Annotated in this window: 8 protein-coding genes; 5 read left to right on the top strand and 3 right to left on the bottom strand. The window is 44.9% G+C overall.

From position 1 onward, the window contains the following. Positions 1-81: 81 nt before the first annotated feature. On the bottom strand, positions 82-2,055 hold the full coding sequence (locus tag HPS56_RS09155) for a C10 family peptidase (protein ID WP_172275845.1): 1,974 nt from the start codon (positions 2,053-2,055) through the stop codon (positions 82-84). Between the two features lie 281 nt (positions 2,056-2,336). Here HPS56_RS09155 and priA point away from each other — a divergent pair, with 281 nt between their 5' ends. Next, on the top strand, positions 2,337-4,613 hold the full coding sequence (priA, locus tag HPS56_RS09150; protein WP_172275844.1) for a replication restart helicase PriA: 2,277 nt from the start codon (positions 2,337-2,339) through the stop codon (positions 4,611-4,613). A gap of 2 nt (positions 4,614-4,615) precedes the next feature. Here priA and HPS56_RS09145 read toward each other — a convergent pair whose 3' ends face one another. Together HPS56_RS09145 and HPS56_RS09140 are read right to left on the bottom strand one after the other, a co-directional pair. Then, positions 4,616-6,979, bottom strand: coding sequence for a C10 family peptidase (locus tag HPS56_RS09145; protein ID WP_172275843.1), 2,364 nt, complete (start codon positions 6,977-6,979; stop codon positions 4,616-4,618). A gap of 88 nt (positions 6,980-7,067) precedes the next feature. Further along, positions 7,068-7,370, bottom strand: coding sequence for a DUF4143 domain-containing protein (locus HPS56_RS09140; protein WP_501981708.1), 303 nt, complete (start codon positions 7,368-7,370; stop codon positions 7,068-7,070). A gap of 1,576 nt (positions 7,371-8,946) precedes the next feature. Here HPS56_RS09140 and HPS56_RS09135 point away from each other — a divergent pair. Genes HPS56_RS09135 through HPS56_RS09120 form a run of 4 tightly spaced genes read left to right on the top strand, consistent with a single transcriptional unit; the run spans position 8,947 to position 14,207 of the window. Next, positions 8,947-10,041 carry a DUF3575 domain-containing protein gene (locus tag HPS56_RS09135; RefSeq protein ID WP_172275841.1) on the top strand — a complete coding sequence of 365 codons (1,095 nt, stop codon included), beginning with the start codon at positions 8,947-8,949 and terminating at the stop codon, positions 10,039-10,041. After that, positions 10,034-11,398, top strand: a complete 1,365-nt coding sequence (locus HPS56_RS09130) for a hypothetical protein (protein WP_172275840.1) — start codon at positions 10,034-10,036, stop codon at positions 11,396-11,398. Before HPS56_RS09135 ends, HPS56_RS09130 begins: the two co-directional genes overlap by 8 nt. A 29-nt stretch (positions 11,399-11,427) precedes the next feature. After that, positions 11,428-12,954 carry a hypothetical protein gene (locus tag HPS56_RS09125; protein WP_172275839.1) on the top strand — a complete coding sequence of 509 codons (1,527 nt, stop codon included), beginning with the start codon at positions 11,428-11,430 and terminating at the stop codon, positions 12,952-12,954. Between the two features lie 50 nt (positions 12,955-13,004). Next, positions 13,005-14,207 carry a fimbrillin family protein gene (locus HPS56_RS09120; RefSeq protein ID WP_172275838.1) on the top strand — a complete coding sequence of 401 codons (1,203 nt, stop codon included), beginning with the start codon at positions 13,005-13,007 and terminating at the stop codon, positions 14,205-14,207. The last annotated feature ends 4 nt before the right edge of the window (positions 14,208-14,211 follow it).

Below are 14,211 nucleotides of genomic sequence, written 5' to 3'. Positions count from 1 at the left end.
GAGAACGTGCCGTTTTCATGATAATGAACGGGTGCTTGTCACCGGTGCTACAGCCTGTGCCTCATTGTGTTCACTATACGTTCAGTAAGTCTTTTTGTATTCTATATCCGGTATTGTCTTGTTGTTTTTCACGAATCCCCTGCATGTGTATATGTTGTTTCCGTAGAATACGCCCATGTGATGTAGGTTTTTGTGTTCTCCGTAGCGTCCTTCGCTCTTGAACGGAGAACCGTTGCGTATAGTCTCGGCCGGTATTGTTGTGACGCATACTTCATGCAGCAGGTAGCATTGTGCGAATGCTCCTGACTCCACTTCCTTCACACCGGTGGGCAGCGATATCGTATTAAGCGAATTGCACCATAGAAAAGCCTGGCCGGATATTCTTCTGGTGTTTGCCGGCAGTTGTATCTCCGTTATGTTTTGGCAGTCAAAAAACATCATTGGCGATATGCCGTCCGGTGTCGGATAAAACTCGATGCACGGTTCGGACTTGTATTCCACATATCTGTAGCCTTGTCCGTGGCTTATGGGCGATTTCAGGAATTTGCGGTATTCCTCCTGCGATAATCCTTTTTCCAGATCGTATTGTTTTCCCCCGTATGAGAAGCTGCCTTTTTCTGCCTTCAGTCTGAGATATGGTTTTGTCTTGTCTCTTGTGAATTCTGCGGCCGACAAGTCTATCCGTTGCAGTCTGCCTGTCCATTCCCCCGGTTTGCAGTGTGTCTCCACATGGTTTTTTCTCCATCCGTCTGTCGCTCCGGCCATTCTTCTTATCAGTGCGATATCCGTTCCGTTTAATTTTCCTCTTATTGTTATGCCTGTCAAGTCGAGCATTTCCGCCTCGGTAAGAAGTTTCCCCAGTGTGCCCGGAATCATAATGTTGATCGTCTTGTGTGATTTTTTTCCGTCATCCGGCCGTATGTTGCATACAATGTCATCTATTATATGATGCTTGCTGTCAGCTCCCTCAATACTGTCGTCGAGCAGCAGTTTATAGTATCCGTTGGCGGCCCCGCGCCATCCTAAATTGAAATGATAGTAGCCGTCTCTGTATCCGTCGCATAAAAAGGAATGTGTTCCTCCGGATACAAGTACCGGGCGTCCTTCTGCCAGATCTTCATTTATTAGTCTGCACAGCATCCTGATATTGTCAGATTGTATGAACCGGCATTCGGGCGAGTATCTCCAAAAGTTTACGAGTACGGTCCTGGCCGCAAGATTGTCGGATGCCGTGCCCGACACCTTGAATTTCGAAGATGTGGCCTTTGCGTTTATTCCCATCAGCTCGGCAACCGGCTGCACCGTTGCCGCGTTCTGTAGCGTGGCGGGATATATGTTCTGCATCATGTTCCAGTCCGGGTATGTTTTCTCGAAGTCAATGGTTGTTCTCCCGTTTTCGTTGCCGCCTGTATATTGTCCGTTGCCTTTCTGCGGGTGACGGTGATAGAACATCAGTTGTGACACTGCGGTGGCCACACATCCTGTGAGTGTGCGTGTCGACGGCGGTATGATTATAGGGCAGTCGTTGTTGTACGGGTAATCCTGCCCCCAACGGCTTTTAGTCAGCGGCTTGGTTTCCGGCTGTTCTTCTATGTGGAATCCTGCGGATGCGCTTATGCGGGGCTTGCCTGTTGCCTGCAGCATCCTCAGCTGTTCGCGGTAGGATGAGATGAGGTTTTTCTTCCATGCGGACTCCGTGCCGTTGAATGCCGATTCCAGGCTGTAGGCGAGCAGTCTGCTTTTCAGATATGGCTCATATACAGCCTTTGCCACTATAGCGAACATGCCGTCGGCAGTGTTTTCACAGATGCTCAGTTCGTCATATTCTTCCGTGACACGCCAGTGTTGTCTTCCTTCCGTGATTCCGTACGGCCGCATCTTGCCGTATATGACGTCAAGTTCCTCTCTGTGGCCGTGGTATTGGGCAAGGCCATAAGAAATACAGATGAAAATAAATATGAGTGTCACCGAGGTTCTTGACAGCCATGTATGTGACGTGTGTGTCGGTATGCGGTGGTTTGAAGGCTTCTTGTATGCGGGGTTTTGTGTATTCATACGTTAGTGAGTGAATATGTGCTGTTGTGATGTAATGTTTGCTCGCCTCGTGCAAAGTTACTGTTTTTTGTCGGCATTGCGGCTGTTATATGATGGTTTTGTGTTTCCATTGTTGATAATCCCGAATCCAATGACCGATTTTGGATAATTATGTTTCCTTTATCTTGAAGACGCGCTGTGCCGTATGTATCGGTGGATATGTGTCATGCCGGTTGATTTTTGTGTTTGCATGTATGTTTTTTGTTTGCTGAATTGGAATATTAGATGTAACTTTGCATCCCATGATATATGCAGACATAATACTCCCGTTGCCCCTTGACGGCCTTTTCACATATTCGGTTCCTGACGAAATGAGTGGTGAAGTGAAGGAAGGCATGCGCGTGCTTGTGCCTTTAGGCAAGAGCAGGCATTATGTTGGTATTATATCCGGACTGCATTCTGTGAGGCCGGAAGGCTATGAGGTGAAGGAAATCTCCGGACTTCTGGATTCCGCCCCAGCCGTGTTGCCGCGGCAGTTGGAGCTGTGGCGCTGGATTTCCAACTATTATATGGCCCCCTTAGGCGATGTCTATAAGGCTGCCATGCCGTCTGCGCTGAAGACCGAGGAGAGGCTGAGACCGAAGACAGAACAGTATGTGCGTCTTTCTCAGGTCTATCGTTCGGAAGGCGCCCTTCATGTGGCGATGAATATTCTTGAGAGGGCGCGCCGGCAGAAAGAAGTGTTTGTGTGCTACCTGTCAATGTCGCATTGGGATGAGGCCGTGGCGGGAGACGGTTCCGTCATGCCGCGTGAGATAACCCGTGAGGAGCTTATGAATGCCTCTCATGCCAATGTCGCGGTTGTGAGGATGCTTGTCGACAGGGGGATTCTGGAAACATACGAGAAGGAAGTAGGCCGTCTTAATGACGGTGGCGAGCCCGATTTCCGTAATATAAAGGAAATGAGCCGGCCGCAGACCGAGGCTTACAACAGAATACTGTTATCTTTTTTCGGCAAGAACGTAACCCTGCTTCACGGTGTCACTTCAAGCGGCAAGACCGAGATATATATCCATCTTATAAGGCGCGAGATAGAGGATAATCACCGTCAGGTGCTTTATCTCTTGCCCGAGATAGCCCTTACCGTTCAGATAATGGACCGTTTGAAGCGTGTCTTCGGAAACCGTCTTGGCATTTATCATTCAAAATATTCAGATGCCGAGCGTGCGGAAATATGGAACAGGCAGTTGTCTTCTTCTCCATACGATGTCATACTCGGTGCGCGTTCGGCTGTTTTTCTGCCTTTTCAGCGTCTTGGCCTTGTTATAGTAGACGAGGAGCATGAGACTTCGTATAAGCAGCAGGATCCTGCCCCGCGCTATCATGCACGCAGTGTGGCTGTGGTCCTGGCAGCGATGTATGGCGCCAGGACATTGCTTGGCACTGCAACACCTTCGGTTGAGACTTATCAGAATGCCATGACAGGTAAGTACGGGCTTGTGGAGCTTACGCAGAGATACAGTGGCGTGGAACTTCCCGAGGTGCGCGTGGTGGATGTGCAGGATCTTCATCACCGGAAGATGATGACAGGCTCGTTCTCACCGTTGTTGCTCGGAGAAATGCGTGCGGCACTTGATGACGGCGGTCAGGTCATACTCTTTCAGAACCGCAGGGGCTTTGCCCCCATGGTTGAGTGCCGGCAGTGCGGATGGGTACCGCGGTGCCAGCATTGCGATGTATCGCTTACACTGCATAGGAACATGAATCAGCTTACATGTCATTATTGCGGCTACACCTATCGTGTGCCGGTGGAATGTCCTGCATGCGGAGGCAAGGAACTGATGGCCAAAGGATACGGAACAGAGAAGATAGAAGACCATATAATGGAGCTTTTCCCCGATGCACGCGTAGGCAGGATGGATCTCGACACCACCCGTACGCATAATGCTTATGAGCGTATTATAAGCGACTTTTCTTCCGGACGTACCAATATTCTTATCGGTACGCAAATGGTCAGCAAGGGACTTGATTTTGGAAAAGTGAGCGTAGTAGGCATACTGAATGCCGACAGCATGCTTAATTTCCCTGATTTCCGTGCTTACGAGCATGCTTTCCAGATGATGTCGCAGGTTAGCGGCCGTTCCGGCAGGCGTGGCAGGCGCGGACTTGTAATCCTGCAGACAAAAAGTCCCGGGCTTCCGGTGATAGATCATGTGGTGCGTAATGATTACGGTGCGTTGTTCAGGGAGGTGACGGACGAGAGGCGGATGTTCAACTATCCTCCGTTCTGCCGTCTGATATATGTGTATCTGCGGCATAAGTCCGATAAAACGGCAGAGGCGGCCGCCCTTGAGATGGGCCGCCGCCTGAGGTATCTGTTGCCCGGCCGCGTGCTTGGTCCCGACAAGCCGCCTGTGGCAAGAGTCAAGGAGATGAATATACGCAAGCTTGTGATAAAGCTTGAGAACGGTATAGACATGAACCGTGTGCGTGAGTGCCTGCATGATGTGCGGCACACGATAATGGCCGACAAGCGTAATAGTCTTCTTCAGGTCTATTACGATGTCGACCCTGTATGACGCTACTTTTTCATGATCTTCTTTGTTGTGTTGCCATATCTTATTATATACATACCGCCCGGTAGTTTTTCAAATTCATCCATATTGTCCGCAACCTTTATTCCCGTTGTATCATATATGCCTTTGAATGGCGTATTGATTTCTTTCACGCTGTCCTGCACGGTATCGTCTATTCCCGTCATATCGGCTACGGTGAAAAGACAATATCTGTTGTGTTGTCCGTAGGATGCCATTTCTTCCAGTTTGCCATAGCTGTTGAAATAGTACGGGATGGCAATATATCTTTTTCCCGGTTCAAGTCTGGGTGCGGTGCCGCGGAATACTATATCAGCCGTCTCCCCAGCCTCGATAATACAGTTTGCGGTGATATAGCTGATACTGCTCCCACCGTTTTCAGGAAAGAAGAACAGAAATACCGGCTCGGCATTGAAACCGCTTTCGCACCTGATCCTTGTCCTTGCTTCAATGTCGTTGGGATTGACGTTGTTTGCATTCTTCATTTCCATCGGTTCTGTCGTGTACAGTTTCAGGATACCCTGTGGGGGAGTCCTTACCGATATCTCCGTGCCGCTGCTGATTATCTCATTGTCGGCGTTTAGTATATACATATTATATATACCGCTTTCTGACGGTGCGTATGCGGTGAAATCCACGGTCTGCCGCATTCCGCTTTCAATATCCACGACAATACTGTTGACAATGCTTATTATGCCGGTTCCTGTCTCCTGCAAGCCTATGCGTATGTCTCCACGATAATATCCTGACGTACAGTTTATTGTTGCCTGTCCGGTGAAATTATATTCAGTGAATGCCTTTGATGTTATCGTTACGTCGGACGCCTCTATGACGGCTCTGTTGTTGCCTTCAGGTGTAAATACTATTCTGTCTGCCTTTACTGTGGCCTTGTAATACTGTGTCTCGTTTGTGGCCATCATCATTATGTCATGCCATTTCCCTGTCTCTTCATCGCAGAAAGCCGGGTATACATAGTATTCTCCCGGTGTTTTGGGGAATGCGGAAAGTGAGATGCTGTATGAGCTGTATCCATACATGTTTTCAAGTTCTGCACTGTATTCTGATTTTATATATTCCGTTTCCTTCTCCGTAGCACCCGTCACTCTGATTCCGAAGGTGAGATGCCTTTTGGGTATTCCATAATAAAAGAAACCGCCGTCAAGTGTTATTTCAGAGTGGATGCCGGTTTCTGCCGGTGATATCTCAAGCTTTCCCTGACAAAGAACCTCAGGAGGGCAGTAGACACCGTTCTGTTCCTTTTTTATTCCTGTTATACATTGCTGGTTGTAGTTGTATCCGGCGGAGCTTCCTCCTATGCCTTGCTGTGATGGGTCAAGAGCCGCCAGCAGAAAATATCCGTTGCTTGTTCCTCCCCATCCCCAGTTGATATGGAAATAACCGTCTTCATATCCGTCGCATACAAAGGCGTGTCCTCCCGAATTGTTGCTTCCGCTGTAATACACAGGACGTTTCTCCGAGAGTTCGTTGTATATTAATTCAGTCCATTGTGTCAGTGTATAGAAGTCTCTGTAGTTGAGTTTCAGACTTTTGTCGTATTTGAAATGTTTTACAAGGGCTGTTGCAGCATTGTTTGATTGCGTTCCGCTTCCATTGGGATTATAGTTCATTTCGCAGGCTATGCCGATGTCGTACATAAGTCTTGCCACGGCATCTTTCGATTGTGCCGGGCTTTGGCTGCTGTAAGTGTCAGTCATCATGTTCCAATTGTAGGTGCTTTTGCTGAAATCAGCCGAGAGTGTCGCGCTTCCTGTGTGCCATTCATAAGAATGACTGCCTGTTCCTGTATCCGGCCATTTATGAAAATACATTATTTGGGCAATGGCAGTGGCAACGCATCCTGACGGGCATTTCACGCCCAGATATGACGGACAATAGTCATTATACGGTGAGTCCTGATTCCACATACTCGATACCATCGGAGCGATGTCATTACGTGCGATTTTTGTTATGTGTGCGGATATGGTATTTTGTTTTGTAGCATATTCTGTCTGCCTGTTATATTCATTGAGCCACCAAAGCATGTTCTCCGGCATATTCAGTGTGTCGATACTTCCGTTGTCTGCATATCCGAGAACATTCGCCATGGCTTTGTCATCGGCCGCCACTATTACAAAGCCATTGTTTTCTCCTATATTATAAGCATAATATCCGGTGGAGGACTTTATCATGCGCATTGAGCTTGCCATGGCTTTTTTCATTCTGTTACTGCCTGTGCGGCTTACGAATTCTCTTGCAATGTCTTTGGCCTTACTTTCTGTTATTCTTTCCGCAAATGCACCGTTGATGCAGTACAGCAGAATCAGAAATGCCAGTGATAGTTTTCTTTTCATGTACTTATCTTGTTATTTGTTATATTTTATTTCATTGTCGCATATTTACCGCTTTGTAAAAATTATCTAATAAAGGATATTTGTATATTTAAAAATAACTCGTTATAGCATAAAGCGGAACATTCGTCATCCAGTCCTGCTCCCGGTAATCTGACATGGAGAAACGTAATCCGTGTATCTCCGGATGGGATGTCACAAAGGTGGAAAGTGATTTGGCACGAAGATTCTCTTCCGCTTTCGCTTCTATCGGGATAATTTTATTGCCGTGCTGAATCAAGAAGTCAATCTCCAACTTTGCATCGTTACTATAATAGAAAACAGAAGTATCGTGAGTGGCTGCTAATTGGCTCATCACGTAGTTCTCCGTGAAAGCTCCTTTGGACTCTTTCATACCGTTTTCCGCTACCAATAACTTTTCGGGAGGTGTTTCGCTCATTGCTCCTAACAGACCGCAATCCAAAAGAAAAAGTTTGAAACATAATGCTTCTATACATGGAAATCATTGGTTTAATTAGACTTCAATTGCAAAGATACATTTTTCCGACCGAATAAATGCAACTATTCTTCATTTTTCCGACCGAATATTAAGCGGATAAATACATAAATCCGACCGAACATCAAAAAACACTCGCTTTTATATTCTTTGTTCTGCAATTTTTTACATGCCTTTGTAGCCGGAGTTACAACAAAAGAACACAAGAAAAAAGCATGGTGCTAAATTGGAGGCATTCTATTGATAAATAACAAGTTGAATTTCTCTCCCATTTGTAAAATGGGGTCACCCGCCAAACCATGGGGAGTTTCGGCTCAACAGATAAGTCAGGGGCATTCTTTGTTCACCCGACAATCGGCTGACACGCAACCCCGCCGGCTTTGAATCATTTGGCTTAACGAAAACGTCCGTTTGTTACTTTCATCCTCCATGTAGGGACGTGCCTTTGGCACGTGTCAAGCGGCAAACGATCACACCCTCAGTTCATTATAAACATTGTACACATCGCAAAGCGATGTCCCTACTCGGGGGAAGAAAAATGGCTACTTGTATTTATTAAAAACAGGAAGTGAAGATTACTACAAAAATCAAGATAAAGTATCGGAATATGGGGAATGTTTTTTATGTATCTGGCAGATGTAAAGGATGTGTGTAAAATATGTGTGTAAAATATGGTGTATAGTGTTAAGGCTGTCCGTTTTTTTGTTATAATTGTTTGTCGTTATATACTTGACGCACTCTTATGTAGAGTTATACTTTTATGGTTGCAAAGGTATAAATCTTTTTCAAATTGCGCAAGATTTATAAGAAATAAGTGTTTTTTTAATTGTGATGTTTGAATAATGTTTGTCGGATTTTATTAATATATAAGTTATAATAACTTGATTTTATCTGCTTCATTTAAGGTCAGACGTACTCTACATAAGAGTGCGTCTGATTTCTAATTGCTATAGTTATTGTCATCTTGTGTAACCTGACGTACTCTACATAAGAGTGCGTCTGATTTTTAATGTATTTTATATGTTTTAATATTGTTCTAAAGTGGGAAATTCTTCTTTTAGTAATCTTTGTTTGGAGGAACCGTTCTTCCATAGCTCTGTCCGTTGTAAACAAGACATAGGAGGAGTGGAGCTTGTTTTCTTGGATACTGTTGTAATCGGTTTACAATGAATATTTGAGGCAGTTTTTTGATTTGAGGTTCATCTGGAAAACTTATCGGATTATGATTTATATAGGAACGGAAATAAGGAAAATCTTATTGAAAAAAGGCTTGTCTGTAGCCTGGCTTTCCCTGCAGTTGTCTTATTCGCGGGCAAATACTTATAAAATATTAGGAAAGTCGTCAATAGACACACATCTTTTGTTTCGTATTTCAAAGATTTTGGATTATGATTTTTTTTGTGTCTATTCATCCCAATTGCCGGTGGGAGAAGACGGCAGGGATAAAATTTCATTAAGGTCAAAAGGTATATAAATGGGTTTTATTAATAAAATATATTCAAAAGTATTCATACTTGTCTGTTTCTTGTCAGTTGCCATAAATGCAAATTCACAGCTGATAGAAACAAGGCGCAAGGTCGACACGCTTTCTTTGGCCGAACGTATAACGGTAAGGACAAACATGATTGACTGGACGTTGTTGATACCGAATGCAGGTGTGGAGTTTGATATCCTTAATACAAACTGGAACAGATGGACGGCAGGGCTGAACTTTAGATATAACTGGCAGACAGACCATACATTTTCTTCAGGACTGGTGTATGATGTAAAGGAGATAAGGCTGGAATTCAGAAACTATTGGCGTACGCGTGAGTTGAGCGACAATAACAATGTAATGCGTCATGACCGTTTTATCGACCGTTTGTTTTCCTGCCGCAGGTCAAGAGTAAGGCATCCGCTTACAACATATTATCGCGGACTGTATCTGGCATGTTCGAGCTTTTCGACTAAGTTGGGAAAATACGGAAAGCAGGGTAATGCCCTTTCTTTCGGCTTTATATACGGAATAGTAAGGCCGTTGTATGAGTTTGGAAACGGTAATACTGTTGATTTTGAAGCAGGAGTGAGCGCCGGTCTGGCTTACCGTAAATATGATAAATATGTTCATGATCGCGAAAGCAACTGTTATCCTTTGGTGGAGACAGGATGTAAGTCTGTTGTTCCGTCAGTAAACGAGTTGCGTGTCGGATTTGTCTATCGTTTTGGCAGGTATCCTGTAATCAGAAAGTATCGTTGGAGAATAGAGACAGATGCCTCTTATATAGATTCTATGCGCTCAAGGCAGCTTATAATGGAAACCGAGAGGCAGAATAGGATAAATGCGGCAAACAGGCAAAAAGAAATACGTGAGGCTTTCTTTGCCGTGTATGATTCGGTTGCGGAGGCAAACAGGCGGAAGTCCGTAAAGGAGGCGAGAAAGATTGTTGCTGTGGAAAATGATTCCGTTTCCGTGAACAAAGACAAGAAGAGCGGGAACGATAAAAACGGCAATAGGAAGAAAAAGAAAAAAGTAGATGCAACAGGTGGCAATGATGTAAGATACATAAAGAATGGTGATGTTGATGAATAATAGTATAAGGTTTATAATAATAGTGGCGGCATTGCATGCCGCAATGCTGCTGGCTTCATGTGACAGCGGTATAGAACTGTGCCGTGACGTTCAGCATCCGCATTATACTGCTGTGAAGTTTGATTATGAATGGGGAAACATTGATGCGGAAGACAGGCCGGATTCCATGTTTGTCGTTGCCAACAGGATTATAAACCACTGGAAATGCGTAATGGCATTAAGTACGACCGACCTTAAGGGAAACTATCTTCATAATGCTCCTGATGATTTGGAAACAGGGACAGAAGACGGTGAAGACGTTGACGATCCGGACGGAGGAGATACTGTGGGGCCTGACGGAGAGCAGGATGACACTGACAGTATGGGAGAGTCTGGCGATGATGTTGAGGGCAATGAGACAGAGGACGGTGAAGACGATGAGACAGAGGACGATGAAGGTGAAGGTGATGCCGACGGGATATCTTCTGTGGATGAATTCAGAATAAAAAGCGGCTATTATAAACTCATAACCTTCACAATGGGGGCTGCAGAGCTTAAGAAAGAGAACATAATGGCCTATATCACAGACGATATGCAGGACAGTAGGTTTCAGGACTTTAATATCGAATATAAGACTTATGGCAAGAATGATAAGGAATTTAAAAAGTCGATAAGCGTTGAAAACTGGGAGGATTATAATCCTTATAAGGGATATATGATATCGGATATACGGCCGGTTTATTTTGATACGACTACAGTAATGGAAATACCGGCTAATATTGTAAAGGAGCATAAGTTCAGACCTCTTCCGGTCACTCAGTCCATAGATATCCGGTTTGAGATAAAGAAGGATATGGGCAAGGTCAATTTCAAGATAGACAGTGTGTGGGCGGAAATATCCGGGGTGCCCCAGAGAATAAACCTCTCGCGCGGATATCTCGATATAACGGAAACATGCAAGATGATGTTCAGGTGTGATTGCTGTGTGGCGGGAGAAAGCGGGAAGTCTGACAATCTGTACAACCGGAATAATGTGGAATGCCGGGCCGTAATAGATGTGCCGAGCATAGTGTCGAGTACAAGCCGAGATATGGTTACTGGTCCGGGAATAATGCAGGTACTGATTTATGCGAGCACGGGAGATGGCGAATATAAAAAATTCCAGGGGAAAATAAATCTGTACAATACTCTGATGAAGTCAAATCTTTACAGAAAGACAGAGGATGGCAAGCATGCTGTAAGGAATGGCATTAGCGGAAAGTTGGACATAAAGGTGAATCTGGTAATAAACGGCAGGGATATACTTGAGAGTCCTGACAATAACGGTGGTATAGACCGTTGGTTGCCGTGCGACGGAGATTTTAATATGGATATATGATGAAAACAAAAGGAAGTAAATATACTGATATGCTGAAAGTTATAAATTGGAAATCTTTCCCGGCATTATTGACCGTTTTGGTTATTACGGTATCATGTTCGCAGGCTTATCCGGGATTGAGTTATGATAATGGAGATGAGATAACGAATACGGAGACTTATGACAAGACTCCCATAATGGTGTTTGTCAATGAGCAGAATTTCTTTTCAATATCATCGACCCGCAGTAGCGGGACCGGTGCGTTTATGGAATATAATGAAGGTGATAAAAGGAAGTATAACAACTCGATATTCTATATATACGCTTTCCGTACGGAGGCTGACAAGCATGGAGGGCCTTTCAAAGGAAAGAGTCCTGACCTGAGGAAAAGCTTCTTTGCCTTGGGCCATGATAAAGATAAGAATAATGAGAGTTGCCTGGTAGACGGTCCTGATTATGATTTCGGCATGCCCACAAGGCCTAATACGGACGGTGTAGGTGCGTTGGAGCCTTTTCTTGAAGGCAATAGTGAAATACTTGGAGAAGACAATGCCATATATTACAGCGCCATGTATGAGGAGACGGGCTACAACTTCTTTGCCTATTTCATTGATAATCTCGACAAGAGAGGCGACGGTTGTGTTCCTCATCGCGAGAAAGACATGATATGGTATGACCTGACAATAGACGGTACGCAGGATATAATGTGCGGATATGCTCCGCGCCTGACAAAAAAACGTTTGGATGAGGAATATAAAAATGCAAATATAAAGAATCAGAAGGACCGTGAGAAAATAGAACTGATAGGGGGATACAGCACTTTTGCGGCTCATCGCGGCATATATCCTATTGTAAAGATGAATCACCGGCTGTCTCAGTTTAGATTCAGGGCTTTCCCGGGTGAGCCGGCAGCCGACAGTATCCTTATTACGGCTGTAAAGATGAAAGGTTGGGACAGGGGGCGTCTGGTTGTTGCGACAACAAACAGCGACACGGCATCAATAGGATTCGCTCCTTATACTGACGGACGTAAGGCTGACCTGCTGTTGAGAGACTCGCTTGTATTCAATGAAGACGGAACGCCTGACGAATGTCCTCCTCTTGGCTCTTCAGTATGGTACGACTATGAAGAGTATAAAAAGTTTAAGGAGGAGAATACGGTGAATATGGGTTATATGACCGATCGCTGGAAGAACGAATGGAAAAATGTTTCATGGGACCGTCGTGATCATATTGATGTGGGAGGTTCGCTGATGCTGTTTCCCGATTCTATATATGAAGTGACACTGGAATACAAACAGTTGCTCAGAAACGGACGGATACAGAACCTTTCGGCTGTTTATAAACTGACAGCGGAACAGGGCGCATCCGCAAATCCGTCAGGATATATCAGGGATGAGAATACCGGACGGTGGATGTTTAAGGCCGGTAAGTACTATACGATGAATATAGCCGTATATGGCCTCCAGCCTATTATTGTCGAGGCAGACATAGATGTATGGAATCCCGGTGATGAAATTCCTATTGAGCCTGATGACCCGAACTATAATGATAATACGGGAGTGAGTACGGAGTGACAGAAGTAAAACTATATTATAAACATAATTATTAATTAAATTTTAACGACATGAAAAGATTATTTGTTTCAATGTTTTCTGTGACAATGCTGCTGTGCAGCTGTTCACAAAGTGAGGATATCATCGCCGGTGGCGGTTCTGACAACGCAGACGGGCTTGTGCCGATAAATATCGGTGTCACATCGCTAAAGACATTGACACGCGGTACCGGAACTGTAGGCGCTGTCGGTGGCGATCAGGGTAAGAACTATTGGAATGCAGAGAAGATAAATGTCTTCATGGTGAAGAAAAACACTACAGAGATTGCGGAGTTTGATGACGGAACAACGAAAACAACGATTTTTGATAATGCAGTGTTCACCACTCCTTCAAATGATCAGGACCCGGAAAACATATTGGCTGTGGCAGAGGCTGGCGTGAAATATTATCCCGGGCAGAACAACTTTGACTTCTGGGGCTACCGTCTTGACGGTGCGCAGCTTCCTGATGAGAATGGTGATGACTATACCAAGACAGACGAAGAGATTTCCATAAGGTTTGCCATTGACGGCTCACAGGATGTCATGGTGGCAAAGGCAGACTTGAATGATGAGCAAAAAGAAGATTTTGCAAGACAGGATGGCGTAGGCGAGGCAAAGAAAGACAATTATTATTCTGCATTTGCCGCGCGTCACGGTGTCCAGCCGACATTGAATTTCAAGCATCTTCTTACTCGTCTTACCTTTAATGTGAAGGCAGGTAAAGAAGAGGTCGTGGACAACAATGTCGAGGTAGTTGGAATAAGAGTGAAGTCAAAATATACAGGAAAGCTTGTTGCCGTTTACACAGGCAATACATACGATGAAGGCCAGATTGTATTTGACGAGGATATGGAGAACCTTTCATTACAGCAGCGTGATGAGAATTCAGACAACCTGAAGGCTTTGGAGCCTGTTGCGGTGACCTATTCGGAAGATGTTAATGCTCCCGGACTCAGTGTAGGTGAGGCTCTCCTTGTAGCTCCACAGGACGATTATGAGATTCAGATAGTATTGCAGCAGCCTAACAAGACCAATTCGGAGAAAGTGCCTTACACATATACCATGAAGAAAGTCACCACGGATAGCAAGTTGCCGTTTGTGGCAGGTACTTCGTACAATATTACATTCATTGTATACGGCTTGCAGGAAGTAAAGGTTACAACGACATTGGAGCCTTGGAAAGAAGGAGATACCATTGCGCCAATCACTCCCGAAGACGAAGATGAGAATTAATATA

It is taken from the genome of Xylanibacter muris, assembly GCF_013166605.1.
Taxonomy (GTDB): Bacteria; Bacteroidota; Bacteroidia; order Bacteroidales; family Bacteroidaceae; genus Prevotella; species Prevotella muris.
The sequence above is the reverse complement of the archived record's forward strand: the minus strand, read 5'-3'. Positions and strand labels throughout refer to the sequence as shown.

Bases quoted from the DNA above. Each gene is read 5' to 3' on its own strand.
- HPS56_RS09135 (WP_172275841.1), top strand. From the start codon at position 8,947: ATGGGTTTTATTAATAAAATATATTCAAAAGTATTCATACTTGTCTGT.
- HPS56_RS09120 (WP_172275838.1), top strand. From the start codon at position 13,005: ATGAAAAGATTATTTGTTTCAATGTTTTCTGTGACAATGCTGCTGTGC.
- HPS56_RS09140 (WP_501981708.1), bottom strand. From the start codon at position 7,370: ATGAAAGAGTCCAAAGGAGCTTTCACGGAGAACTACGTGATGAGCCAA.
- HPS56_RS09155 (WP_172275845.1), bottom strand. From the start codon at position 2,055: ATGAATACACAAAACCCCGCATACAAGAAGCCTTCAAACCACCGCATA.
- priA (WP_172275844.1), top strand. From the start codon at position 2,337: ATGATATATGCAGACATAATACTCCCGTTGCCCCTTGACGGCCTTTTC.
- HPS56_RS09130 (WP_172275840.1), top strand. From the start codon at position 10,034: ATGAATAATAGTATAAGGTTTATAATAATAGTGGCGGCATTGCATGCC.
- HPS56_RS09145 (WP_172275843.1), bottom strand. From the start codon at position 6,979: ATGAAAAGAAAACTATCACTGGCATTTCTGATTCTGCTGTACTGCATC.
- HPS56_RS09125 (WP_172275839.1), top strand. From the start codon at position 11,428: ATGCTGAAAGTTATAAATTGGAAATCTTTCCCGGCATTATTGACCGTT.